At 67.5% G+C, this 23180-nt stretch carries 23 protein-coding genes; 17 read left to right on the plus strand and 6 right to left on the minus strand.

The window, feature by feature from the left end; translation table 11 throughout:
- Positions 1 to 174 precede the first annotated feature (174 nt).
- A complete protein-coding gene (locus tag NIBR502770_RS19070) occupies positions 175 to 2613 on the plus strand; it encodes a phosphoketolase (protein ID WP_371416476.1) in 2439 nt (812 codons plus the stop codon).
- 4 nt (positions 2614 to 2617) lie between these two features.
- Here the strand turns inward: NIBR502770_RS19070 and NIBR502770_RS19075 are convergent, their stop codons facing one another.
- The 3 genes from NIBR502770_RS19075 to NIBR502770_RS19085 form a co-directional block, all read right to left on the minus strand.
- Entirely contained in the window at positions 2618 to 3370 is a 753-nt protein-coding gene (locus tag NIBR502770_RS19075) for a DUF429 domain-containing protein (RefSeq protein ID WP_141182996.1), read from the minus strand.
- 6 nt (positions 3371 to 3376) lie between these two features.
- The gene (locus tag NIBR502770_RS19080) at positions 3377 to 4702 is read right to left on the minus strand and encodes a carboxylesterase family protein (RefSeq protein WP_371416477.1); all 1326 of its coding nucleotides are present in this window, start codon (positions 4700 to 4702) and stop codon (positions 3377 to 3379) included.
- 131 nt (positions 4703 to 4833) lie between these two features.
- A complete protein-coding gene (locus NIBR502770_RS19085; protein ID WP_018762663.1) occupies positions 4834 to 5322 on the minus strand; it encodes an inorganic diphosphatase in 489 nt (162 codons plus the stop codon).
- A 156-nt stretch (positions 5323 to 5478) separates the two neighbouring features.
- Here NIBR502770_RS19085 and NIBR502770_RS19090 point away from each other — a divergent pair, with 156 nt between their 5' ends.
- A complete protein-coding gene (locus NIBR502770_RS19090) occupies positions 5479 to 6975 on the plus strand; it encodes a D-alanyl-D-alanine carboxypeptidase/D-alanyl-D-alanine-endopeptidase (RefSeq protein ID WP_210418888.1) in 1497 nt (498 codons plus the stop codon).
- Between the two features lie 7 nt (positions 6976 to 6982).
- Here the strand turns inward: NIBR502770_RS19090 and NIBR502770_RS19095 are convergent, their stop codons facing one another.
- Entirely contained in the window at positions 6983 to 7186 is a 204-nt protein-coding gene (locus tag NIBR502770_RS19095) for a hypothetical protein (protein ID WP_141182998.1), read from the minus strand.
- 173 nt (positions 7187 to 7359) lie between these two features.
- Between NIBR502770_RS19095 and NIBR502770_RS19100 the strand changes: the two genes are divergently transcribed.
- The 13 genes from NIBR502770_RS19100 (at position 7360) to NIBR502770_RS19160 (ending at position 19671) form a co-directional block, all read left to right on the plus strand.
- Entirely contained in the window at positions 7360 to 8559 is a 1200-nt protein-coding gene (locus NIBR502770_RS19100) for a zinc-dependent metalloprotease (RefSeq protein WP_141182999.1), read from the plus strand.
- A 108-nt stretch (positions 8560 to 8667) separates the two neighbouring features.
- Positions 8668 to 9741, plus strand: coding sequence for a tRNA lysidine(34) synthetase TilS (gene tilS, locus NIBR502770_RS19105; protein WP_210418970.1), 1074 nt, complete (start codon positions 8668 to 8670; stop codon positions 9739 to 9741).
- 30 nt (positions 9742 to 9771) lie between these two features.
- Complete coding sequence (gene hpt / locus NIBR502770_RS19110; protein WP_141158593.1) at positions 9772 to 10323, plus strand: hypoxanthine phosphoribosyltransferase; 552 nt, start codon at positions 9772 to 9774, stop codon at positions 10321 to 10323.
- A 222-nt stretch (positions 10324 to 10545) separates the two neighbouring features.
- Entirely contained in the window at positions 10546 to 12609 is a 2064-nt protein-coding gene (gene ftsH / locus NIBR502770_RS19115; protein ID WP_141158592.1) for an ATP-dependent zinc metalloprotease FtsH, read from the plus strand.
- A 9-nt stretch (positions 12610 to 12618) separates the two neighbouring features.
- Positions 12619 to 13263 (plus strand): GTP cyclohydrolase I FolE, encoded by a 645-nt coding sequence (gene folE / locus NIBR502770_RS19120; protein WP_141158591.1) that lies wholly within the window; start codon positions 12619 to 12621, stop codon positions 13261 to 13263.
- Positions 13264 to 13272: 9 nt separating this feature from the next.
- On the plus strand, positions 13273 to 14211 hold the full coding sequence (gene folP / locus NIBR502770_RS19125; RefSeq protein ID WP_141183000.1) for a dihydropteroate synthase: 939 nt from the start codon (positions 13273 to 13275) through the stop codon (positions 14209 to 14211).
- A gap of 13 nt (positions 14212 to 14224) precedes the next feature.
- A complete protein-coding gene (gene folB / locus NIBR502770_RS19130) occupies positions 14225 to 14617 on the plus strand; it encodes a dihydroneopterin aldolase (protein ID WP_141183001.1) in 393 nt (130 codons plus the stop codon).
- Positions 14614 to 15159: a 2-amino-4-hydroxy-6-hydroxymethyldihydropteridine diphosphokinase gene (folK, locus tag NIBR502770_RS19135; protein WP_141183002.1), complete on the plus strand. Its 546-nt coding sequence runs from the start codon at positions 14614 to 14616 to the stop codon at positions 15157 to 15159. Before folB ends, folK begins: the two co-directional genes overlap by 4 nt.
- Positions 15156 to 15704 (plus strand): DUF3180 domain-containing protein, encoded by a 549-nt coding sequence (locus NIBR502770_RS19140; RefSeq protein WP_141158587.1) that lies wholly within the window; start codon positions 15156 to 15158, stop codon positions 15702 to 15704. The genes folK and NIBR502770_RS19140 overlap by 4 nt, the downstream gene beginning before the upstream one ends.
- A complete protein-coding gene (locus NIBR502770_RS19145) occupies positions 15685 to 16197 on the plus strand; it encodes a PH domain-containing protein (protein ID WP_141183003.1) in 513 nt (170 codons plus the stop codon). Before NIBR502770_RS19140 ends, NIBR502770_RS19145 begins: the two co-directional genes overlap by 20 nt.
- Complete coding sequence (locus NIBR502770_RS19150; RefSeq protein WP_141183004.1) at positions 16194 to 17864, plus strand: PH domain-containing protein; 1671 nt, start codon at positions 16194 to 16196, stop codon at positions 17862 to 17864. The genes NIBR502770_RS19145 and NIBR502770_RS19150 overlap by 4 nt, the downstream gene beginning before the upstream one ends.
- Positions 17857 to 18750, plus strand: coding sequence for a Rossmann-like and DUF2520 domain-containing protein (locus tag NIBR502770_RS19155; protein WP_141158584.1), 894 nt, complete (start codon positions 17857 to 17859; stop codon positions 18748 to 18750). The genes NIBR502770_RS19150 and NIBR502770_RS19155 overlap by 8 nt, the downstream gene beginning before the upstream one ends.
- Complete coding sequence (locus NIBR502770_RS19160) at positions 18751 to 19671, plus strand: pantoate--beta-alanine ligase (RefSeq protein WP_141183005.1); 921 nt, start codon at positions 18751 to 18753, stop codon at positions 19669 to 19671.
- A gap of 54 nt (positions 19672 to 19725) precedes the next feature.
- Here NIBR502770_RS19160 and NIBR502770_RS19165 read toward each other — a convergent pair whose 3' ends face one another.
- Positions 19726 to 19992 (minus strand): hypothetical protein, encoded by a 267-nt coding sequence (locus NIBR502770_RS19165; RefSeq protein WP_141183006.1) that lies wholly within the window; start codon positions 19990 to 19992, stop codon positions 19726 to 19728.
- 127 nt (positions 19993 to 20119) lie between these two features.
- On the opposite strand from NIBR502770_RS19165, the gene NIBR502770_RS19170 reads away from it, so the two are divergent.
- Entirely contained in the window at positions 20120 to 20737 is a 618-nt protein-coding gene (locus NIBR502770_RS19170) for a TetR/AcrR family transcriptional regulator (protein ID WP_141183007.1), read from the plus strand.
- Between the two features lie 44 nt (positions 20738 to 20781).
- Here NIBR502770_RS19170 and NIBR502770_RS19175 read toward each other — a convergent pair whose 3' ends face one another.
- A complete protein-coding gene (locus NIBR502770_RS19175) occupies positions 20782 to 22344 on the minus strand; it encodes an HNH endonuclease signature motif containing protein (protein WP_141183008.1) in 1563 nt (520 codons plus the stop codon).
- A gap of 267 nt (positions 22345 to 22611) precedes the next feature.
- Here NIBR502770_RS19175 and NIBR502770_RS19180 point away from each other — a divergent pair, with 267 nt between their 5' ends.
- On the plus strand, positions 22612 to 23178 hold the full coding sequence (locus tag NIBR502770_RS19180) for a type 1 glutamine amidotransferase domain-containing protein (protein WP_141183009.1): 567 nt from the start codon (positions 22612 to 22614) through the stop codon (positions 23176 to 23178).
- Positions 23179 to 23180 lie beyond the last annotated feature (2 nt).

Raw genomic sequence — 23180 nt, forward strand, 5'->3', positions numbered from 1 at the left:
ACCCCGTGGCGGTCGCCGGGTCCGCATCGCTGCCGCCCATCACACCCGCGGCCTCCTCCGGGGGCCCACGTCCCCAAGGCAAGGTCCGACGGCGGGGGGTTGCCTCGCTGCCCCTCCATCTGTTGCGATGGGGAAACGGCCGCCTGCAGCGGCACTCCCGAGGTGAGGATGGTTATGGCCGGCAGCACTGGGCACCATGGAATGCAGGACACGATGCGGGAGGACGACGTGCGGCCGGAAGGCATCGGGCAGGGGGAACTGGAACTCGTGGACCGCTGGTGGCGTGCCGCTAACTACCTTTCGGTGGGCCAGATCTACCTCCGCTCCAACCCGCTGCTGCGCGAGCCGCTGCAGGCTGAGGACACCAAGTCACGCCTGCTGGGGCACTGGGGCACCACGCCCGGGCTCAACTTCATCTACGCGCACCTGAACCGCGTGATCCGCCGCGACAACCTTGAGATGCTCTTCGTGGCCGGTCCAGGCCATGGCGGCCCCGCCGTCGTCGCCAACGCCTGGCTGGAGGGCACCTACTCGGAAATCTACGCCCACGTGGGCAACGACGAGGCCGGCATCGCCGAACTGTTCCGGCAGTTCTCCTACCCCGGCGGCATTCCCAGCCACGCGGCCCCCGAAAGCCCCGGTTCCATCAGCGAGGGCGGTGAGCTCGGGTACTCCCTGGCGCACGCCTACGGATCCGTGTTTGATAATCCCCAGCTGGTGACCGCCGTCGTCATCGGTGACGGCGAGGCGGAGACCGGTCCGCTGGCCGCCAGCTGGCACTCGCACAACTTCCTGGACCCCGCCGCGGACGGCGCCGTGCTGCCCATCCTGCACCTGAACGGCTACAAGATCGCCAACCCCACCATCCTGGCCCGGATGCCGGAGGACCAGCTGGAGCAGCTGCTGCGTGGCTACGGCCACCAGCCCTACTTCGTCACCGTGCAGGATCCGGACAACACCGAGCAGGCGCACCGCGACTTTGCCGCCGTGCTGGACCGCTGCCTGGGGGAAATCAAGGCCATCCAGGATGCCCACCGGCAGGATCCGGAGGCTGAGAAGGTGGGGGAGGGCGGGCACCGCTGGCCCATGATCGTCCTGCGCTCGCCCAAGGGCTGGACCGGCCCGCGCACCGTGGACGGGCTCCAGGTGGAAGGGACGTGGCGGGCGCACCAGGTGCCCCTGTCCGAGGTCCGCACCAACGGGGATCACCTGAAGCAGCTGGAGGAGTGGCTGCAGTCCTACCGCGCGGACGAACTGTTCGACGCCGAGGGAAGGCTTCGGCCCGACGTCGCCCGGGGCGCGCCCGCCGGTGACTTCCGCATGAGTGCCACGCCGCACGCCAACGGCGGACTGCTCCGGCGCTCACTGAAACTGCCCGCGTACCGGGACCACGCCGTCGAGGTCCCGAACCCGGGCACGGACCGCGTGAGCCCCATGATCACGCTCGGGTCCTGGATGCGGGACGTCATCGCGCAGAACATGGATAACTTCCGGCTGTTCGGTCCGGATGAGACGGCTTCCAACCGGCTTCAGAACGTCTACGAGGTCACCGACAAGGTCTGGCAGTACCGGATTGACGACGTCGACGAGCACCTGGCCCGGTCCGGCCGGGTGATGGAGGTGCTGAGCGAGCACCTGTGCCAGGGCTGGCTGGAGGGCTACCTCCTCACGGGCCGCCATGGGGTGTTCAACTGCTACGAGGCCTTCGTCCACATTGTCGATTCGATGTTCAACCAGCATGCCAAGTGGCTCAAGGTGCACCGCAAACTCCAGTGGCGCCAGCCGGTCCCGTCTCTGAACTACCTGCTGTCCTCGCATGTGTGGCAGCAGGACCACAATGGGTTCTCCCACCAGGACCCTGGGTTCATCGACCACGCGGTGAACAAGAAAGCCGAAGTCATCCGGGTGTACCTGCCGCCGGACGCCAACACCCTGCTGTCCGTCATGGAGCACTGCCTGGCGTCCACGGACTACGTGAACATCGTGGTCAGCGGCAAACAGCCCTCGCCCACGTGGCTGGGCCCGGCAGATGCCGCCAACCACTGCCGGCGCGGACTGGGGATCTGGACGTTTGCCGGCTCCGAAGTGCCCGGCGAGGAGCCCGACGTCGTGCTGGCCTGCGCTGGCGATGTCCCGACGGTGGAGACGGTGGCGGCCGCCGAACTGCTCCGCGAAGGCGCCCCCGGGCTTAAAGTCCGCGTGGTGAACGTGGTGGACCTGATGCGGCTGCAGGACGACAGCGAGCATCCGCACGGCCTGCCGGCCCACGATTTCGACGGGATTTTCACTCCTGACAAGCCGGTCATCTTCGCGTACCACGGCTACCCGGCGCTGATCCACCGGCTGGCGTACCGGCGCACCAACCAGCAGGGCCTGCACGTGCACGGCTACAAGGAAGAGGGGACCACCACCACCCCGTTCGACATGGCCATGCTCAACGGGATCGACCGCTTCACCCTGGCCATCGACGCGATCGACCGGGTGCCGGGCCTCGCCGGCACGCACGCGCTCCTGCGCCAGGACCTGCAGGACCGGCGGAACCGCGCCCGGGAGCACACCAGGACCCACGGCGAGGACCCGGAGGAGATCCGCAACTGGAAGCTGGGCGGCTGAGCTCCTAGCCCGGGAGCACGTCCAGGCCGCAGGAGGGCAAATGGATCCAGCCCTCGCTGCGGGCGGCTGCAGCGTGGGCATCATCGGGCAGGAGCGTTCGACGGCGGGCGGCGGCCCGGGCGGTCAGCGAGGCGATGACGGCGTCGAAGAGGTCGTCCGAAGCGGTGATCCGGTCCCGGTGCCCGCCGAGGTCCAGCCAGGGGGCCTGCTCCTCGAGGGCCGCCAGCAGGATGCCCAGGCGTTCGGCTTCGGGGACGCCGCGGCCCTTGTAACCCCGGCCGTTGAGGCCCCAGATTTTCAGTGACGCCGCCGGGTACACCTCGGCAAGACGCCCCGACCCGTCCCGGAGCTGTGGGCCATGTACCGCCGCGATCTTTGCCTGGATCACTGCGCAGCGCATTGCAGGGTGGGCCAGCCGGTCAGCCGAAACGCTCAGCGGAATCAGGCCGGTTTGGGCGGTGCAGAACCGGTCCGTGTCCCGGTACGCAAGCAGCCGCCGGCCCGCAATGCCGTCATGCGCCAGGACGGGTCCGGCGTCGAAGTTGAGGTGGCCGGTGAGGAACGGGACCAGGGCGTCCGGCCAGCCCACGGGGCAGTCGACGCCGCTCATGTCGCAGCTGCCGAATAAGTCCACGATCTCCTGGTCGTCCACGTCCAGCGACAGGTGTGCCAGCCGGGCCCGGTGATCGCTCCACTCGATGACGGCCACCGCGGTTTTCTTGGTGGCCGCCGCCAGGTCCACGCCGAGGGTCCTCAAGGGCTGTCACACCCGCCGATAATGCAGGGCGTGGTCGACTCCGCCGGCCTCGCCAAGGTCATCACCCCGCGCGAAACCGGCCCACAATGACCTCACCGCCCTGCCGGTCGCGTCCACATCCTCCCAGCGGGCGCCGGCGATCAGGCCTACGCCGTCCCAGGTTTCCCGGTTGCCCAAGAGCAGCGGCAGGTCGATCGTGTGGGCGGCGCCGAAGATGTTCCCGGGAGCGTGCCAGTCCATGACGTACCGGTGGACCCGCCCGCCTGCCTTCGCGTGCCGGCGGGCAAAGCGGCGGGTGGCCCGGCCGTACACGGTTTCGGTGACCACCCAGTCGATGGCGCGCACGGCGGCCTTGCCCACAAACGGAACCTTGGCCAGGCGCATCAGGCGCGGGCTGCGGGGAAGGAACAGCCGGGCCTCCTCTGAGGTGTGGCCGATCAGCACGTCGATGGCCGGGGCGGTCCGGTTCCAGGCAGGCTCAATGCCGGACTCCCCGGGGAGCGGATCGTGGCCGTACTGGGTGCCAAACGGCATGGCAGCCAACATCCCGAACTTTCGGGCCACCTGGGTCACCTGTGCTTCGAGGGCCACCACGTCCATGGCAGGGGTCTGGTCCGTGACGCCGTCCGAGGCGATGCCCATGGCGTGGTTCATCTTCGCCCGGCCGCGGGTGATGCCCAGTGGGGCGCTTTGGATGATGGCACGCCGGAAAAGGTGTGGAGCCTCGGGGGTGGCCATCAGGTGGGCGATCGCGTCCCCGCCGGCGGACTGCCCGAACGCGGTGACCCGGCCTGGATCACCCCCGAAAGCGGCGATGTTCCGCTGCACCCACCGGAAGGCCTCGAGTTGGTCCAGGAGCCCCAGGTTGCCGGGCCGTCCTGCAGGTGTGGCCAGGAAGCCGAACAGTCCAAGCCGGTACGTCACCGAGACCACGATGATCCGGTTCTCGGCCACCAGCCGTGCGGCGTCGAAGATGGCAAGGTCCCCGGAGCCCGTGGTGTAGGAGCCGCCGTGGATCCACACCATGACGGGCAGCTTCTCATCCGGTGCCAGGTCACCGGGCAGGGTGATGGAAAGGTTCTGGCAGTCCTCGCTGCCCGGGAGCTCGCCGTACTTCGTGCCCAGGACGTCGTCCAGGAACGGCACTGGCGCCTGTGGGCAAGCGGGAGCGGGAGACGTGGCGGCATATTCGCTGGTCCAGTCCGGTACCGGTACCGGGGCCTGGAAACGTGGGGCCCGGGCGTAGGGGATGCCGGAGGCGCGCACAACGTCGCCGTCGCACCAACCGCTGACGGGCCCGCACGGGGGATGGAACAGAAGCTGGGACGTCACGGCTGGCTCGGAATTCACAGCCCCACCATGCCACAACTTCCTGGAGCAACGACGGCGGGTGCCCGGCTTCGAAAAGCCGGGCACCCGCCGTCGGACCCTAAGGGAGTTGCCGGGCAAGCCCAGCCTGGGGACTAGTGTCCGGTGGGGACGTAGCGCTTGATGGAGGCTTCCAGCTCGGCTTCGGCGGCGGCGCGGTCGCCCCAGCCTTCGGCCTTGACCCACTTGCCCGGTTCCAGGTCCTTGTAGCGGGTGAAGAAGTGCTCGATCTCCTTGATCAGGAACTCGTTGACGTCGCTGACTTCCTGGATGTGGTCGAAGCGGGCGTCCACGGGCACGCACAGGATCTTGGCGTCTCCGCCGCCGTCGTCGGTCATGTTGAATACTCCGATGGGGCGGGATTCGACGATGACGCCGGGGTGCAGGTCGAAGTCCTGCAGGAGCACCAGTGCGTCCAGCGGGTCGCCGTCCTCGCCGAGGGTGTTTTCGAAGTACCCGTAGTGCGTGGGGTACTGCATGGAGGTGAAGAGGACGCGGTCCAGGCGGACGCGGCCGGTCTCGTGGTCAACTTCGTACTTGACGCGTGATCCCTTGGGGATCTCGATGGTCACGTCGTGCTTCATGGGAATGCTCCTCGGCAATTGCAGGGGGTGCGCGGCACACAGGACGGGCCCATCAAAAAGCGTGTCGGTGCCGCCGACTACAATTGAGGATATAGCGAGAGGCCCTGGAATCAGGAACTTGTGGGGAAATTTCAGGACTTGAGGACCGGCACCAGCATGACCACACCAACCGGCGGGGAACGTTTGCGGGACCGGCGTTCCCAACGCTCCGGCAGCATGGCCCGGGAGGCAAGGAAGCCTTGGCACCTGGTCCTGGCCGCCCTGGTGCTGATCGCGCTAACCATCCCCGCGGCCCTGCTGGTGGCCCCCGGCTTCCGCGGACCCGAGGCCCCGGCGGCCGCCGTCTCTGCGCCCGCCTGGCAGCAGGCTCCCGCCACACTGTCCGTCCCACAGGTGCTTGCACCCCTCCAGCCTTCGGCGCCGGTGCCCGCACCGCCTGCCGTGGCGGCGCAGGTGGAACCGGTATTGACGGCCGACGGCGGGGGTACTTTCACGGGCATGGTGCAGGATGCGCTCACGGGCCAGGTCCTCTTTGACCGGGGCGGCTCGGAAAGCCGGGTGCCGGCGTCGAACCTCAAGCTGCTGACTGCCGTGGCCGCGCTTCGCACGTTGGGACCGGACCACCGGTTCACCACGAAGGTGGTGCGGGGCCCAGCTCCCGGGCAGGTGGTCCTGGCGGGCGGCGGGGACGTCCTCCTGGGGGCAGGGGAATCGCAGCCCGGACAGACCCTGGGCCACGCCGGCCTGGCCACGCTTGCCGCACTGACAGTGCAGTCCCTGCAGGCCACGGGCACCACCGGCGAGATCAAGGTACTGGTGGACGACTCCCTCTTCACCGGCCCGGCGCTGAATCCCAACTGGTTGTCCGGCGACGTGGAAGCGGGCGAAATCGCCCCGCTCTACCCGCTGGCCCTCAACTCCGCGCGCTTCGACCCCGCCGTCACCACCGGTCCGCGGCCCCAGGACGCTGCGATGTCCGCAGCGCAGGAATTCGCAGCCCGGCTCCGGGCCGCCGGTGCCGGGGCGGCACTGACCGTGGCGGCCGGCGTCGACCGTTCACCCGGCGCGGCCAGTGCCGGTGCTGCTGTCCTGGCCGGTGTCGACTCGGCCACCGTGGCGGAGCAGGTGGACCTGATGCTGCAGGTCTCGGACAACTACCTGGCCGAGACCATGGGCCGGATGGCGGCCGTGGCCACGGGGCGGCCCGGCAGCAATGACGGCGCCACGGCCGCAGTCACCGCCGAACTGGCGGCAGCGGCGGTCACCCCGGACGCCGTAAAACTGGTGGATGTGTGCGGGCTGGCCATGGGCAACCAGGTCACGGCCCGCCAGTTCACGGACGTGGTTCGCGCCATGACCACCGGCGTTGATACCAGGCTTCGCTCTGCCCTGGACGGGTTCCCGGTCGGCGGCCTGTCGGGCACCTTGGACACCCGCTACGGGGACTCCACCACCTCCGGGGGTGCCGGGCTGGTCCACGCCAAGACCGGGACCCTGAACACCGTGCTGGCGCTCAGCGGCTACGTGGTTGACGCAGACGGCCGGCTTCTGGTGTTCTCCTTCATCGGCAACGGACTGACGCCCGGAGCTGCCGGCAACAAAGTGGCGCTGGACCGGGCAGCCACCGCCCTGGCAGGCTGCGGCTGCCGCTAGGGGTTGCCTACTCCGTGGGGCGCTGCGTTGCGGGGGTGGGTCCGGGCTGTGCTGCCTCCGTGGCTGAGGCGGCGGCGGGCGCCGGCCCTGCAGCCATGGCGGACGGTGCGGTGGTGCCAAGCAGGGCGGCCATGACGACGGCGGCCAGCACCGACTTCCAGCCCTTGCGGGGACCGACGGTCAGGGGAGCGATGGGACGGTAGGGGATCATGGTGTCCTCCTGCGGGATAGGGCCGCTCCGGTGCGGGCGGAATGTTTTCGTGGTTCCCACTGTGCGGGTCCGGACTGGGACAGCGCTTTCGCCTCCCTGTGCGGGGGCTGTGGAAGTTTCGCCGGTCAGCGAACTTAAGGACGTTGTCCGGTGCGCTGTGTTCTGATGGGACCATGGAGTCCACTGCACGCGAGTCCGCACCGACGTTGTCCCCGGCAACCCAGTCCAACCAGGCAGCCCAGCCCAACCAGTCAGGCCAGCCCAACCAGTCAGGCCAGTCCAACCCGGCGCAGGCCCTGATCAACTGGGACCTCGCTGCCTCTGCCGCGGCGCGGTTGGCCCCGGCCGGACCCGTGCTTGACGGAAAAGCCATCGGCGATGCGGTGGACAGCCTGCGCCGGCTCGCGGACGCATCCGTTCCCCATGTCCACGAAATCACCGGGCTGGAAGCCGCGCGGGACCTTCGCGACTCCTCCGTGCTGGTGGTGGACCGGGCGTCCTGGGCCAAAGCCAACACCCAAAGCTTCGCAGTAATGCTCAAGCCCGCCATGCAGAAGATGCTGGACACCCGCCGCGGCAACCTCAGCCCCGCTGCCGCCCAGGTCAGTGGCGCCATTACCGGCAGCCAGTTGGGCGCCGTCCTGGCTTTCCTGTCCAGCAAGGTCCTGGGCCAGTACGATCCCTTTGCGGCCCTGGCCGAGAACTCCACGGCCCCTGCCGCAGGCCGGCTCCTGCTGGTGGCGCCAAACATCATCTCGGTGGAGCGCGAACTCAACGTCGCCCCGGAGGACTTCCGGCTCTGGGTGTGCCTGCACGAACAGACGCACCGGGTGCAGTTCGCGGCAGCGCCGTGGCTGCGCCACCACATGCTGGAGCAAATCGACGAACTCAGCGGGCACCTCCTGGGCAACGTCGATTCCCTCATGGAGCGCGCCTCGGCTGCCGCGCGTTCGCTCAAGGACCGCTCTGCCAGCGGAAACACGCCGGGGCGCGGCGCCATCCTGGACCTGCTGCAGGACCCCGAGGAAAAGGCTGCCATCTCGCACCTCACTGCTGTGATGAGCCTCCTTGAGGGTCACGCGAATGTGGTGATGGATGCCGTGGATGCGAGCATCGTGCCTTCCGTCAAAACCATCCGGCAGCGCTTCAACGACCGCGGCAAGGACCGCGGCGTGATCGAGAAGTTCATCCGCAGCCTCCTGGGCCTGGACGCCAAGATGCGCCAATACTCAGACGGCGCCCGCTTTGTCCGCGCCGTGGTGGACGTGGCCGGCATGGAGGGCTTCAACAAGGTGTGGGACTCGGTGGACCACCTTCCCACCGAACCCGAGATCCACGACGCCAAGCTGTGGCTCGACCGGATGGGCCTCTAGTTGCCCTCAGAGGTACCGGCGGGCGCCCCGGCAGCTGAAGGACAGGGCGCGCGGAGGGGTCGACGACGGCCCGGCAGGTTGGCGCCCGTCGTTGGCACTGCGCGCAAACTGCTGCAGAACGCCCTGGCCGGCGCCGGCTATCCGCGCCACGTCCTTGTAGCCTGCAGCGGCGGACCGGACTCGTTGGCGCTCGCCGCCGTCGCCGCCTACTTCGCCCGCCGCGGCCACGTGGACGGCCACCCGCTGACCGTCGGCGCCGTGGTGGTGGACCACCAGCTGCAGGAGGGGTCCGGCGAGGTCGCCGCCCGTACGGCCGAAGCATTGCAGGACCTGGGTCTGCAGCCGGTGGAAATCCGTACCGTTACGGTGGCCGGTGCCGGAATGGGCCCCGAGGCCGCCGCCCGCGAAGCCCGGCACGCCGCGCTGGAAGCCGCAGCCGGAGGGCAGGGCGCGCAGGCAGTGGTGCTGGGCCACACCCTGGACGACCAGGCCGAGCAAGTACTGTTGGGCCTGGCCCGCGGCTCCGGCACGCGGTCCCTGGCGGGTATGCGGCCGGTCCGTCCCGGGGCCGGAAATGCCGTTCTCCTGCGCCCCTTCCTGGAACTCCGGCGGGCGGACACGGAAGAAATCTGCGCAGTGGAGGAGCTGGATCCCTGGCACGATCCCACCAACTCCGACCCCTCCTTTGCCCGGTCGCGGACCCGGGTGGAAGTCCTGCCGCACCTTGAGGAAAAACTTGGTCCCGGCGTCGCCGAATCCCTTGCCCGGACCGCTGCCATCCTGCAGTTGGACGCCGACTACCTCGAGGATGTGGCGGAAAGCACCTATGCCTCCCTGGTGGTGCGTGATGGCAGGGACCTGAGCCTGCCGGAGGAGGAATTGCGCGCGCTGGCGCCTGCCATCAGGTTCCGCGTCATCGCCAAGGCAGCGGCCGACGCCGGCGGGCAGCAGCCCAGCTACCGGCGGCTTTTGGCGGCGGAAGCACTGCTGCGGCGGCAAGGTTCCGCCGGTCCCGTGGAGCTTCCGGGCGGGGTGGCGGTGTACAGGTTGTCGCTCGCGCAGCTGGAGGAATCGAAGGACGCTGCCGCAGCAGGGGCCCCGGACGGTACCGGTGCCGTTCCCCGCGAACCCGCGCGCTGTGGGAAGCTAGTATTCCGGCCTCAAAAACCGCCCGCAAAATAGTCGCACCCCGCATCTACACAGGAGCCATTGGTGGATTCAAACGACGTCCAGGCAGATCTCAAGCACGTTCTCTACACCAAGGAACAGATCCAGCAGCGGATCACCGAACTCGCCGCACAGATCGACAAGGACTACGAGGGACGCGAAATCCTCATTGTTGGCGTCCTCAAGGGTGCCGTCATGGTCATGGCCGACCTGGCCCGGGCGCTGCACAGCCACATCTCCATGGACTGGATGGCCGTGTCCTCCTACGGCTCCGGTACGCAGTCCTCCGGCGTGGTGCGGATCCTCAAGGACCTGGACACGGACCTGATGGGCAAGGACGTACTGATCGTCGAGGACATCATCGACTCCGGCCTGACCCTGTCCTGGCTCAAGACCAACCTGGAATCCCGCGGCACCGCCTCCGTGGAAATCTGCACCGCGTTCCGCAAGCCCACCGCGGCCAAGGTGCAGATCGACGTCAAGTACGTCGGCTACGACATCCCCAACGAATTCGTGGTGGGCTACGGCCTGGATTACGCGGAAAAGTACCGCAACCTGGACTTCGTGGGCACCCTGGCCCCGCACGTTTACGAGTAGGCGCCGGCCGCGGAAAGCCCCGGCCCGCACCGCCCGGCGCACTCCCTTCCGTGCGCCACGCGGCGGAGCGCCGGGCCGATACGCCCACAGGGAACTTTTGCTTTTCGCTATGCGTGATGTACTCCGGACGGTGTATAGCTAGAAGCTGACGCAGCACCATCACGCGCGCAGACTACTCGCCGTGAAGCACTACCGGAAGGGACGGGGTCAGCCCCCGAACAGATGAAAGCTAAGAACTTCTTCAAAGGCCCGGGCATCTGGATCGTCGTTGTGGTCGGTCTGCTCCTAGTGGCTTTTGCAACGCTCGCCCCCGGCGGTGCGGCCCGGATCGACACGGACAAGGGCCTGGAACTGCTCTCCAGCAACAAGGTGGAGCAGGCCAAGATCTTCGACGGTGAAAACCGCGTTGACCTCACGCTGAAGGACAACCTGCAGGTGGACGGGCAGGACAAAGGCAAGAGCGTCCAGTTCTTCTTCGTGGATGCCCGCGCGCAGGACGTGGTGAAGGCTGTCACCGACGCCAAGCCGGCCCAGGGCTTCACGGACCAGCCGATTGAAAGCAACTGGTTCTCGGGCCTGCTTTCCCTCCTGATCCCCGTGATCCTGCTGGGCGCACTCTTCTGGTTCCTGATGACCCGCATGCAGGGCGGCGGCTCCAAGATCATGCAGTTCGGCAAGTCCAAGGCCAAGATGGTCAGCAAGGACATGCCGCAGGTGACCTTCGCTGACGTTGCAGGTGCGGATGAGGCCGTGGAGGAACTGCAGGAGATCAAGGAATTCCTGCAGGAACCGGCCAAGTTCCAGGCCGTCGGCGCCAAGATCCCCAAGGGCGTGCTGCTGTACGGCCCGCCAGGCACCGGTAAGACCCTGCTGGCCCGCGCCGTTGCCGGTGAGGCCGGCGTACCCTTCTTCTCCATTTCCGGCTCCGACTTCGTGGAAATGTTCGTCGGCGTCGGTGCGTCCCGTGTCCGCGATCTCTTCGAGCAGGCCAAAGCCAATTCGCCGGCCATCATCTTCGTGGATGAGATCGACGCCGTCGGCCGGCACCGCGGCGCCGGCATCGGCGGCGGCAACGACGAACGCGAGCAGACGCTCAACCAGCTCCTCGTGGAGATGGACGGCTTCGACGTCAAGACCAACGTGATCCTGATCGCCGCCACCAACCGGCCCGACGTCCTGGACCCGGCACTTCTGCGCCCCGGCCGCTTCGACCGCCAGGTATCCGTGGAAGCACCGGACCTGATCGGGCGCGACCAGATCCTGCAGGTGCATGCCAAGGGCAAGCCGATGGCCCCCGGCGTTGACCTGAAGGCCGTGGCCAAGAAGACGCCCGGCTACACCGGTGCGGACCTGGCCAACGTCCTGAACGAGGCCGCGCTGCTCACGGCCCGCTCCAACGCCAACCTGATTGACGACCGCGCCCTGGACGAGGCCATCGACCGCGTCATGGCCGGCCCGCAGAAGCGCAGCCGCGTCATGAAGGAACACGAGCGCAAGATCACCGCCTACCACGAAGGCGGCCACGCCCTGGTGGCGGCAGCCCTGCGGAACTCGGCGCCGGTCACCAAGATCACCATCCTCCCGCGTGGCCGGGCCTTGGGCTACACCATGGTGGTTCCGGAGAACGACAAGTACTCCATCACCCGGAACGAGCTCCTGGACCAGATGGCCTACGCCATGGGTGGCCGCGTGGCGGAGGAGATCGTCTTCCATGATCCTTCCACCGGCGCTTCCAACGACATCGAAAAGGCCACCGGCACCGCACGCAAGATGGTCACCGAATACGGCATGAGCGAACGCGTGGGGGCTGTCCGCCTTGGCCAGGGCGGCGGTGAGCCGTTCCTGGGCCGCGATGCCGGCCATGAGCGCAACTACTCGGACCAGATCGCCTACGTTGTGGACGAGGAAGTGCGCCGCCTGATCGAGCAGGCACATGATGAGGCCTACGAAATCCTCACCGAGAACCGGGACATCCTGGACTTCCTCGCCCTGGAGCTGCTGGAGCGGGAAACCCTCAACCAGGCCGAGATTGCCGACATCTTCCGTGACGTCCGCAAGCGTGACTTCCGCGAAGTGTGGCTGTCCAAGGAGACCCGGCCGGTCCAGCAGGCCGGCCCCGTGGAAAGCCGCCAGGAGCGGGCTGAGCGCGAAGCGCAGGAGGAAGCCAAGAAGGCCCGGATGGATGAGCCGCTGGACGCCCAGCCGCCGCATTCGCAGGGCGTTCCGGAGGACGCTCCGTTTCATGGAGGAACCCCCGACTCGGGGCCTGACACCCTTCGCGGCTAAGCTTTCCCTGTGACTTCCTTCGACGACGACGACGTTTCCGCCTCCGCCGCCTACCCGGCGGAGGCCGGTTCCCACCACTCCAAGAGCGAAAAGGTGGACCGGCCACGGATTGAAGCGGCCGTCCGTGAGATCCTCCTTGCCATCGGCGAGGACCCGGACCGCGGCGGCCTGGTGGACACCCCCAAAAGGGTTGCAAAGGCCTATGCGGAGGTGTTTGCCGGGCTGCACCATGATCCGGCGGACGTCCTGTCCACCACCTTCGACCTGGACCATGAGGAATTGGTCCTGGTGAAGGACATCCCGTTCTACTCCACGTGTGAGCACCACCTGGTGCCGTTCCACGGGGTTGCCCACGTTGGGTACATTCCCTCGCATGACGGCAAGGTGACCGGACTGAGCAAGCTGGCACGGCTGGTGGACATCTACGCCCGCCGCCCGCAAGTGCAGGAACGGCTGACCACCGAAATCGTCGAGGCGATGGTGCAGTACCTCAAACCCCGCGGTGCCATCGTCGTTGTCGAATGCGAACACATGTGCATGTCCATGCGCGGCATCCGCAAGCCCGGAGCGAAGACCGTCACCAGTGCGGTCCGCGGGCAGCTTCATGATCCGGCCACCCGTGCCGAAGCCATGAGCCTCATCCTCGGAAGGTAACCACAGACCATGGATACACTCGCTGCAGCCCCCGGAACGGGGCCCGCAACATCCCCGCTGCCAATCCTGCGCAAGCCGCGGCCGGCCGCGCGGTTCGAAGACCTGCCCACCGGCCGCACCCTGGTCATGGGCATCCTGAACGTCACCCCTGACTCCTTCAGCGACGGCGGCAAGCATGCGACGGCGGACACCGCCATCGCGGCCGGCCTGCGAATGTTCTACGCCGGCGCTGACATCATCGACGTTGGAGGCGAGTCCACCCGGCCGGGTGCCGACGACGTCACTCCGGATGAAGAGCAGCGCCGCGTGCTGCCGGTGATCGAAGCGCTGGTGAAGGCCGGCGCCCTGGTCAGCATCGACACCACGCACGCCTCCACGGCGGCCGCTGCACTCAAGGCCGGCGCTGCCATCATCAACGACGTCTCCGGACTGACCATCGAACCCGAGATGGTGGAGCTTGTGGCAACCTCCAAGGTGCCCTATGTCCTCACCCACCGCCGGGGCGACGCCAGGACCATGAACTCGCTCGCCGAATATACGGACGTGGCCGGGGAAGTGGTGGCGGAGCTGGCAGGAGTGCGGGACAAGCTCTACGCTGCCGGCGTCAGCCAGGAACAGATCATCATCGACCCGGGCCTGGGGTTCGCCAAGAACGATGCCCAGAACTGGGAACTCCTGCAAAACCTGGACCAGCTGGACAGCCTGGGGCACAAGGTCCTGGTGGCCGCCTCCCGCAAGCGTTTCCTCGGCACCCTCCTTACCGTCGCCGGAAAGTCCGCCGCTCCGGACGAACGGGACGCTGCCACGGCCGCGATCACGGCGATCAGCGCCAGCCGCGGGGCATGGGCCGTGCGTGTGCACGACGTCGGGTCCAGCCTCGACGCGGTCAAGGTTGCGGCGCGCATGGCGGCGGCACCCTCGACACAAGCCGTACCTAAAACGCAATAGGGCCGGGGGACCCATGGACAGGATTACGCTGACCGGAGTGACGGCAGTCGGCCACCACGGTGTCTTCGATTTCGAACGCCGGGAAGGGCAGCCCTTTGTGGTGGACGCCGTGCTCTACCTGGACTTCACCGGAGCCGCGCAGTCCGACGACGTCCGGGACACCGCCCACTACGGTGAGGTGGCCCAGCGTATTACCGATTGGATCACCGGAGAGCCGCTCAACCTCATTGAGGCACTCGCGGTGCGGATCGCCGAAGGCCTCCTGTCCGAATTCGCCCTCCATGCCGTCGACATCACGGTCCATAAACCGAAGGCCCCCATTGAGGTTCCGTTCGGGGACGTGGCAGTGACGGTCCACCGGGATCGGGCCTCTGCCGTCCCTGCGCCGGCCGGGGCACAGGCATGAACGGAATCTACACCAAGGCCGTGCTGGCCCTGGGAAGCAACCTCGGGGAACGGAATGAGACCCTGACCGAGGCCGTGGCGGACCTGGTGGACCCGCCGGAGGTCCGGCTCCTCGCCGTCTCGCCCATTGTCCAGACCAAGGCGGTGGGCGGACCCTCCGGCCAGCCCGACTTCCTGAACATGGTCATCACCGTGGAAACCATCCTCACCCCTGCGGAACTGCTGGAACACTGCCAGGCCGTGGAGAACAAGCACCTCCGGGTCCGCGAGGTCCACTGGGGACCGCGGACGCTCGACGTCGACATCATCACCTACGGAGAGTTCCGCAGCGACGATCCCGTCCTGACCATCCCGCACCCCCGCGCAGCGTCACGCGCGTTCGTCCTCTATCCGTGGTCCCTCATCGAACCCGGCGCCACGTTGAACGGCGAACGGATCAGCACCCTGGCAGTGCAGGCCGACGATTTCAAGGATCTTGCCCCGTTTGACGGTTACGGAGACTTTGACGGCCTGCCCACGGCGGGAGCTGTGGACGAGCGATGAAGCCCATCAACCCGCTGCGTTTGCTGCTGATCTGCGTCATTCTTGCCGTCGCGGGCTGGTCGGCCACGGTTGTCACCAGCCGCTACAGCATGGCCACGCCTGTCCTGCCCTCCACCGCGCTTGCCACCATGGGGGTCATCGTCGTCATCACCTTGATCCTGGGGATCCGGATCCTGAGATGGCGGAACAGCCACCAGCCCAACAGCAAGACGAAGAAGACGCAGCTGGACCCCCTGCTGGCGGCCCGGACCCTGGTCCTGGCGCAGGCGTGTGCGTACGCGGGGACGGTGCTGCTGGGCTGGCACGTGGGCATCTTCCTTGACCAGTTGCGGATCTGGAGCCTGCGCAGCGACCAGGGAATCACCTGGCTGGCCCTTGCCATGGCCGGCGGCGGCCTGGTGATGATCGTGGTGGGACTCCTCGTTGAGCGGTTTTGCAGGATTCCCCCGGAGGACGGCGACACCCCCGGTGCCGACGGGAAGAAGGGCCGCACCGCCCGCGGCGAGGCCGCCGGGGAAGGCGAGTATGCGTACCGAGGCGATTGACCCGCCCGGTATTGCCTGGCAGCGGGTTTCCCCCAAGTACGTGACCGTCCGGCTGGTGGAGTGGGCCCTGGCGAACGTCCTGGCGGTGCTGGTCCTGTCCGCGCCGCTGGTGCTCGTCCTCCTGGGGTGGTGGCGGTGGCCGCCGCTGTGGCTGGCAATCACCCTTCCGGCTGTCACCCTGCTGGTCGCCCTGTGGCGGCTGGTGCTCATCCCGCGGCAGGTCAGGGCCATCGGCTACGCCGAGCGCGACGACGACCTCCTGGTCAGGAGCGGCATCTTCTTCCAGCGCACCATGGCCGTCCCCTACGGCCGAATGCAGTACGTGGACATCGCAGTGGGCCCCGTGGAGCGCGGGCTGGGCCTGTGTACCGTGAAGCTCCATACGGCATCACCTGGCACCAACGCGCGCATTCCCGGCCTCCCGGCGGCGGAAGGGGCGCGGCTCCGCGAACAGCTGGCCGCGCGCGGCGAAGCCAGGCTGGCAGGACTGTGACCGCTGACGGCCAGTTGCCCGGAGCGCCCGCGCTCCCACCTGCCGCGGTACCGGAAAGCTACGAAACGTCCGACGGCGATTGGTTGCGCGTGCATCCTGCCTCGCCTTTCGTCCGGGGCTGGGTTGCGCTGGCGGCCATTTTGTTCTTTTTTGGCCGCGACCTCTTTGAGCGGACGCTCCAAGGCCAACCGGTGTTCGAGGACGGGTTTGCCCGCCGTGCACCGTGGCTCCTGGGCGGCGGCGCGGCAGTGCTGGCCGTAGCAGTCCTCGGATTCGTCCTGACCTGGTACTTCACCAAGTACCAGGTCTCCGGCGGCTACGTCCGCGTCAACACAGGCCTCCTCTTCCGCCAACACCGGCAGGCGAGGCTGGACCGGGTCCAGGCAATCGACATCGTGCAGCCGCTGTTGGCCCGCATCTTCGGCCTGGCAGAACTCAAGTTCGAAGTGGCGGACGCCGGCGAATCGGCGGTGCGCCTAGCCTATTTGCGGATCGACGACGCCCGCCGGCTGCGCGCCACCATCCTTGCCCGGGCTTCCGTGGCTGAGGCGGATTCCGGTGCGGGCCCGGCCGCCGGCATCGACGGCGCTGCGCTTGCCGGTTCAGCCAGCCCATCCGCGGCTTCCTTTGGCCCGTACGCATCCGAGGCGCCCGAAATCCAGGTACTTCGCGTGCCGCCGTCGCGCCTTATCGGATCGCTCCTGCTGAGCGAGCAAAGCTTCTTCATTGTGGTGGGCGGCATCGTCTCGGTTCTCCTTTCCGCGCTGACGGACAACCGCGCTTTCTACTTCTACCTGGTGCCCGCCGGGCTGGGCCTCGCCGCAGGGTACTGGAACTTCTTCAACAAGGGCTACAACTTCACCGCCGCGGTCTCGCCGGACGGCATCCGGCTGTGGTACGGACTGCTCGATACGCAGGCGCAGACGCTTCCGCCCGGCCGGATCCAGGCAGTGAAGATCGCCCAGCCGCCGCTGTGGCGTCCCTTCGGCTGGTACCGGATGCAGGTGAACGTCGCCGGCTACGGGACATCCGGCAACGCAGCGGAAGGGAACACCCGGACCATCCTCCTGCCCGTCGGGAAGTTCGCCGACGTCATGGCCATGCTTTCGCTGGTCCTCCCGGATCCGGGAACCGAACGCCCTGCCGAGGTGTTTGCCGCCGGCCTCGGTGGCACGGGTTCCGACGGCGGATTCACCACCACGCCGCGGCGGGCATGGCTGCTGGCGCCCCTTGCCTGGCGCCGGAACGGATTTGCCGCCACGGACACGGCGCTGCTGATCCGTTCCGGGCGCTGGTGGCGGGACCTAGTGCTGGTGCCCCACCAACGGACGCAGTCGCTGGCAATCCATCAGGGGCCCGTGGCACGCCTGTTCCGGGTGGCCGACCTGGTCCTGCACACGACGGCCGGCCCCGTGGCCCCGAGGCTGACCCAGGCGGGACTGGACGAGGCCCGGCAGCTCTTTGACGAGCAGTCCGCGCGGGCCCGGCTGGCCAGGAGGCGGCAAACCACCGAACAATGGTTGCGGCAGGTTGTTCCGGCAGCGGAACCTGCGCCCGTGCCGGGCACGCCGGTACCCGGGGCGCCGCATCCTGGGACACCGCATCACGGGACACCAGCCCGTGAAGCCCGCACCCACCACGAACAGGAAGGCCAGCAGCATGGCTAAGCCCGGACGCCTCGGCGTTGGAATCATCGGTGCCGGCAAGGTGGGCGCCGTGCTTGGTGCCGCCCTGCGCGCCGCCGAGCACGCCGTCGTGGGGGTCTCGGCCGTCTCCGACGCCAGCCGGGACAGGGCCGAGGCGCTGCTCCCCGGTGTGCCCATCCTGGAAGTGCAGGACATCGTGGAGCGTGCCGAACTGGTGCTGCTGGCGGTGCCCGACGACGCCCTCCCGAACCTGGTGGAAGGGCTGGCGAAGCTTGGCGCCTGGCAGCCGGGACAGCTCGTGGCCCATACCTCGGGGCGGTTCGGCGTGGGCGTGCTGCATCCGGTCCGTGCCGCCGGCGCGGTTCCACTGGCGCTGCACCCGGCCATGACCTTCACGGGCATGAGCCTTGACCTCACCCGGTTGCTTGACTGCACCTTCGGCGTGACGGCCGATGCCGCCATGCTCCCCATCGCGCAGGCCCTGGTGGTGGAGATGGGGGCGGAGCCCGTGGCCATCGCCGAGGCGGACCGGACGCTCTACCATGCAGCCTTGGCCCACGGTTCCAACCATTTGGTCACGCTGGTGGCACAGGCGTCGCAGCTCCTGCGCGAGGTGGGAGTGGAATCCCCCGAGCGGATGCTGGGGCCGCTGCTGCGGGCCACGCTGGAAAACGCGCTGGCCTCGGGGGAGTCCGCCCTGACCGGTCCGGTGGCCCGCGGGGACGTCGGCACGGTGCGTGCACACGCTGAGGCGTTGCGGGAGTACGACGGCGGGGGGCAGGGCGACGTGCTCGCCGCCTACCTCGCGATGGCCCGAGCCACCGCTTTGCGCGCCGAAGGCCGGGGGCTGCTGAAACCTGACCAGCTGAAGGGTCTTCACGAGGCCCTTGATCCGAAGGAAGACTGAATGCCGATTCAACTCGTCACCACGGTGGCCGGCCTGAAAGCCGAAAGTGACCGCCTGCTCACAGCGAAGCAGGGCGTTTCCCAAGGGCTTGTGCCAACCATGGGGGCACTCCACGAAGGCCATGCAACGCTGGCGCGCACCGCCGTCGAGCAGAACGATGTGGTGGTGGCCAGCATCTTCGTCAACCCCCTCCAGTTCGGCGACGCGGTTGACTTGGACCGCTACCCGCGGACGCTTGATGCGGATCTTGCCCTGCTTGAGGAGCAGGGCGTTGACCTGGCGTTCGCGCCCTCCGTGGAAGAGGTCTACCCCGGTGGCGAGCCCTTGGTGAGGATCACTTCGGGCCGTCTGGGGGATAAGTGGGAGGGCGCCTCGCGGCCCGGACACTTTGACGGTGCCCTGACCGTTGTGGCCAAACTGCTGCACTATGGCATGCCGGCGGCAGGTCTTCCGGCCGGCTCCGCAGGTTCCGGCGGCAGCCTGCCGGCGTACCGTGCCTACTTCGGGCAGAAGGACGCCCAGCAGTTGGCCCTGGTCCGGCGGATGGTTGCCGACCTGGATTTCCCGGTGGAGATCGTGGGAGTGCCGACGGTGCGCGCCGAGGACGGCCTGGCGCTGTCCAGCCGGAACCGCTTCCTCTCCGAGGCGGAGCGGGACGCCGCGCTGGTCCTGTCCAGGGCGTTGCGGTTGCTGGAGGAGCGGGCCAAAGCCCACGAACCGCTGGGCCTCGATTCCGCGCTGGCGATGGTGGAATCCCAGCCTTTGGTGGAACTGGACTATTTCGATGTGGTGGATCCGGGCACGCTTGAACCGCTGGCCGAGAACTGCCGGGAAACACCTTTCCGTGGCGAGGGCCTGGCGCTCATAGCGGCCAAAGTGGGGCCGGTGCGCCTGATCGACAACGTGCCGCTAAGTTCATAGCAGCGGAGCGCAGTGCTGCGGTGCTGGATTTGCCCGGCAGCCCTGCGGGATTCCTTAGGAAACTGGATGGTCCCGGTTGATCATGAGCTGTTCGAGCAGCGCGCGTTCGGGCCGGCCCGGGTTCCTGGCGACGCACCGGCGGAGTCGGGCCCTGGCAAGCTCTTCACCCGGATCCTGGCCACCGAGCAGCTCGTCGATGATTTCCTGGGCCTGCCACCGGAGCGATTCGATGGCGAACTGCCGGACCTCGGCGGGCGTCTCGCCGGACATCCAGGGATCCGGGTCCGACGGGACACTTTGGAACATCCGCTCTGCTGACATTGGGGCCTCCTTGCTCCAAACCGGCGGACCCTTGGTGCGCCTGTGCGGTGTCCTTAAGAACTGCGTAGGGAAAACACTACAGCGGGAAAGACCAGTCTGTCTTCCTCTCGGATAGACTCCAAGTCTTATGAGCACAGAGGCGAAGGTCCCGATATCCGATGCTTCCTCTCCGGCGGCGCCGGAGGGCAGCAGCAATTCCGTGGAACGGATCCTTTCGGTGGCCTACGAACTGTTCTCGCGCAGGGGAATCCGGGACGTTGGCGTCAATGAGCTGATCGACAGGTCGGGGGTGGCAAAAGCCACGTTCTACCGGCATTTCCCGTCCAAGGATTCGCTGGTCCTGGCGTTCCTCGAGCAGCGTGACAAGCTGTGGACCGTGGAAGCGATCGTGTCCCAGGCCCGTCGCCGGGGGCAGACGCCGGAGGAGCGTCTGCTGGCGATCTTCGACGTCCTGGGGGAATGGTTTCAGCGCGATGACTTTGAGGGGAGTACCTTCACCCATGTCCTGCTGGAGATGGGGCCGTCGCACCCCTTGGGCCAGGCCAGCATCAACTACTTGGCGAAACTCCGGGGCCACGTGCAGGCGCTGGCCGAGGAAGCCGGGCTTGTGGATTCCGATGGGTTTGCTCGCTCCTGGCAGATCCTGATGAAGGGCTCCATCATCTCGGCCACCGGCGGTGACCTGGACGCGGGGAAACGGGCCCGGCAGATGGCGGCCTGGCTGATCGAGCATCACAAGCCGTAGTCGACCGGTGCTGCAGGACGGACTTCAGGACTCACTGCGGGAGCCTATGACCGGACGCCGATGGCGTCCGGGACAAGGGCAAATTGCGTGGCTGGGAATTCGGCCCAGAGTGGATCGTCGGCTGGCAAGTCGTTGAGGTCCACGTACCGGTCGTCGTCGGGTTCCCACTGCGGAAGGTGTTCGAGGCTCGCCGCCAGGCACTGGCATTCACGGGGCACGTCCCATTGAAGTGGCGGTGGCCAGGTTCCTGGTGGCCAGTGGGTTGGTTCTGATTCCTGTTGTTCGGGGTTGTAGTGGCGTCCGGTGGGTGAGGTCCAGCCCGGTGGGTCTTTGCTCGTGGCTGGGCCGGGGGTCCATTGGCTGTGGTGTTTGAGCCGATGGTGTTTGCGGCAGAGTTGGGCCAGGTTGCTGACGTTGGTGGTGCCGCCGTCTTGCCACGCGGTGAGGTGGTCGGTTTCGTTGTCGGGGGTCTTGTTGGTGCAGCCGGGGAACGTGCATTGGGCATCGCGCAGCCTGATCCAGCGTTTGATGGCCCCCGTGAGCCGGTAGTTCTTCCTGCCGATCTCCAGGGGCGCCCCGTCCCGCGGGTCGACGAGGACCCGGTAGAACGACTCCGCCCCACCGGCGACGAGTTTCCGTGCCATGGACGCCGGAATCGGCCCGAAACCATCCAGGACTGCGGGTTCGTCAGTGAGGCCGAGAAGGGCGAACACGGGCACGGTGACCAGCACGTCGGCCCGCGGGGTGGGAATTTCAGCAAGGCCGGTGCCGGTTCCAGCCCCCAGCAACAGGGATGCGGCGATGTCGGGGCGGAGTTGCGTAAGCGTGCGGGGTTCGTTGGTGCCCTGGAGGCCGCGGGCGGTCGCGGTGGTCCGGTTCCAGATCGCGCACGCGGTATCGCCGGGAAGGTAGAGGGAGACCCAGGCCATGCCGTCCCGGTCCGGGGTGTATTCCATCCGACGATCCGCCACCCCCTTCGCATGGCGCTTTTGGATCGACTCCGGGTGGTGGCGTTCCCGCCAGCCCCGGATCTTGGCCCGGAACCGGGACGGAACCAGCTCACCGGGCGCAGCACCCCGGGCAGGATCGGGTGCGTCGGGGTCGAAGAAATGCGCCACCAGCTTCAGCGCGCCCTCGGGGGTGAGTCCTTCGGTTTCGTCGGCGACGACGCGGGCGTGCTGCCAGGACATCACGCCCGCGGCCAAGGCGTTCATGACCAGCGGCAGGGAACAAATCCGGCGGGACTGCTCCACCAGCGCCCCGGCACCGGCGGAACTGATGGTGAGGACCCCTGCGATCTCCTCCACCACCGACATCTGCGCGTACGTGCGGTCCTGGACCGAGGCGTCCGGCGGGGTCATCGCCTCCTGGAACCCGACGGCGTCGGCCGCATCCTGCGCCTTCACCCCTGCAAGCTGCGCCTCCAGCCGGGACGCAACCTCCAGCCGCTCCAACCGGATCTCATACCGCCGCTGCAACACGTCCACACCAGCACCAACACTGGCACCGGCCGCCAGGGAGGCGTCCTCACGCTCCAGCGCATCCAGGGCAGCAACAGAGGCACGAACACCCTCCAACGCCACCCCAACACCACCGCCGATTCCCATACCCACATCATCCAGCGACCCACTGTCATTTGAAGTCGCCCCTGCTTAATGCGCCTGGCCGCCAACGCCACCCGCTGCCAAAGGTGCCTCGACCCTGCAAGCCCTGTGCCGGCGTCGTACGCCTACCCACGGGATAGCGCCCAAGCCAGATAGTCAGCTTGCTTATTACTTTTCTCTTTCCTAGGCTGGAACACGTCAGGCAATCAACTCTCGAGCGGGACCCGACGCGCCCAGACGCTGCGCGGGCCGCTCCAGCGAGGAGGAAAAATGTCAGAGCACAGCATCGCAGGCAAGAAGGTGGCATTCCTGCTGACTGATGGAGTGGAACAGGTGGAACTCACCAGTCCCTGGCAGGCCGTAAAGGATGCCGGCGGCGAACCCACCCTCATCGCCCCGAAGAGCGGCAAGCTGCAGGGCTACGACGGAACGGAAAAGGGCGATACCTTCGACGTCGACCTCACTGTCGCGGACGCCAATGCCTCCGATTTCGACGCACTGGTACTTCCGGGTGGCGTGGTGAACGGAGACCACCTCCGCGTCGACAAGGACGCGCAGAGCTTCACCCGCAGCTTCTTCGAACAGCACAAACCGGTGGCATCGATCTGCCACGGACCGTGGCTGCTCATCGAGGCCGGAGTCATCCGGGGCCGGAACGTCACGTCCTACTTCACGCTCGAAACCGACCTGAAGAACGCCGGCGCCAACTGGACGGACCAGGAAGTTGTGGTTGACCAGGGCCTGGTGACCAGCCGCAACCCCGACGACCTTCCGGCGTTCAACAGCAAGCTGATTGAGGAAATCTCCGAAGGCCAGCACGCAGGGCAGACCGCCTAAAG

The organism is Pseudarthrobacter sp. NIBRBAC000502770, from assembly GCF_006517815.1.
GTDB classification, from domain to species: Bacteria; Actinomycetota; Actinomycetes; order Actinomycetales; family Micrococcaceae; genus Arthrobacter; species Arthrobacter niigatensis.

Bases quoted from the DNA above. Each gene is read 5' to 3' on its own strand.
- NIBR502770_RS19090 (WP_210418888.1), top strand. From the start codon at position 5,479: ATGACCACACCAACCGGCGGGGAACGTTTGCGGGACCGGCGTTCCCAA.
- folP (WP_141183000.1), top strand. From the start codon at position 13,273: ATGGATACACTCGCTGCAGCCCCCGGAACGGGGCCCGCAACATCCCCG.
- NIBR502770_RS19160 (WP_141183005.1), top strand. From the start codon at position 18,751: ATGCCGATTCAACTCGTCACCACGGTGGCCGGCCTGAAAGCCGAAAGT.
- NIBR502770_RS19085 (WP_018762663.1), bottom strand. From the start codon at position 5,322: ATGAAGCACGACGTGACCATCGAGATCCCCAAGGGATCACGCGTCAAG.
- NIBR502770_RS19140 (WP_141158587.1), top strand. From the start codon at position 15,156: ATGAAGCCCATCAACCCGCTGCGTTTGCTGCTGATCTGCGTCATTCTT.
- folB (WP_141183001.1), top strand. From the start codon at position 14,225: ATGGACAGGATTACGCTGACCGGAGTGACGGCAGTCGGCCACCACGGT.
- NIBR502770_RS19180 (WP_141183009.1), top strand. From the start codon at position 22,612: ATGTCAGAGCACAGCATCGCAGGCAAGAAGGTGGCATTCCTGCTGACT.
- NIBR502770_RS19100 (WP_141182999.1), top strand. From the start codon at position 7,360: ATGGAGTCCACTGCACGCGAGTCCGCACCGACGTTGTCCCCGGCAACC.
- NIBR502770_RS19165 (WP_141183006.1), bottom strand. From the start codon at position 19,992: ATGTCAGCAGAGCGGATGTTCCAAAGTGTCCCGTCGGACCCGGATCCC.
- NIBR502770_RS19170 (WP_141183007.1), top strand. From the start codon at position 20,120: ATGAGCACAGAGGCGAAGGTCCCGATATCCGATGCTTCCTCTCCGGCG.
- NIBR502770_RS19070 (WP_371416476.1), top strand. From the start codon at position 175: ATGGCCGGCAGCACTGGGCACCATGGAATGCAGGACACGATGCGGGAG.
- ftsH (WP_141158592.1), top strand. From the start codon at position 10,546: ATGAAAGCTAAGAACTTCTTCAAAGGCCCGGGCATCTGGATCGTCGTT.
- NIBR502770_RS19145 (WP_141183003.1), top strand. From the start codon at position 15,685: ATGCGTACCGAGGCGATTGACCCGCCCGGTATTGCCTGGCAGCGGGTT.
- NIBR502770_RS19155 (WP_141158584.1), top strand. From the start codon at position 17,857: ATGGCTAAGCCCGGACGCCTCGGCGTTGGAATCATCGGTGCCGGCAAG.
- folK (WP_141183002.1), top strand. From the start codon at position 14,614: ATGAACGGAATCTACACCAAGGCCGTGCTGGCCCTGGGAAGCAACCTC.
- NIBR502770_RS19095 (WP_141182998.1), bottom strand. From the start codon at position 7,186: ATGATCCCCTACCGTCCCATCGCTCCCCTGACCGTCGGTCCCCGCAAG.
- NIBR502770_RS19175 (WP_141183008.1), bottom strand. From the start codon at position 22,344: ATGGGAATCGGCGGTGGTGTTGGGGTGGCGTTGGAGGGTGTTCGTGCC.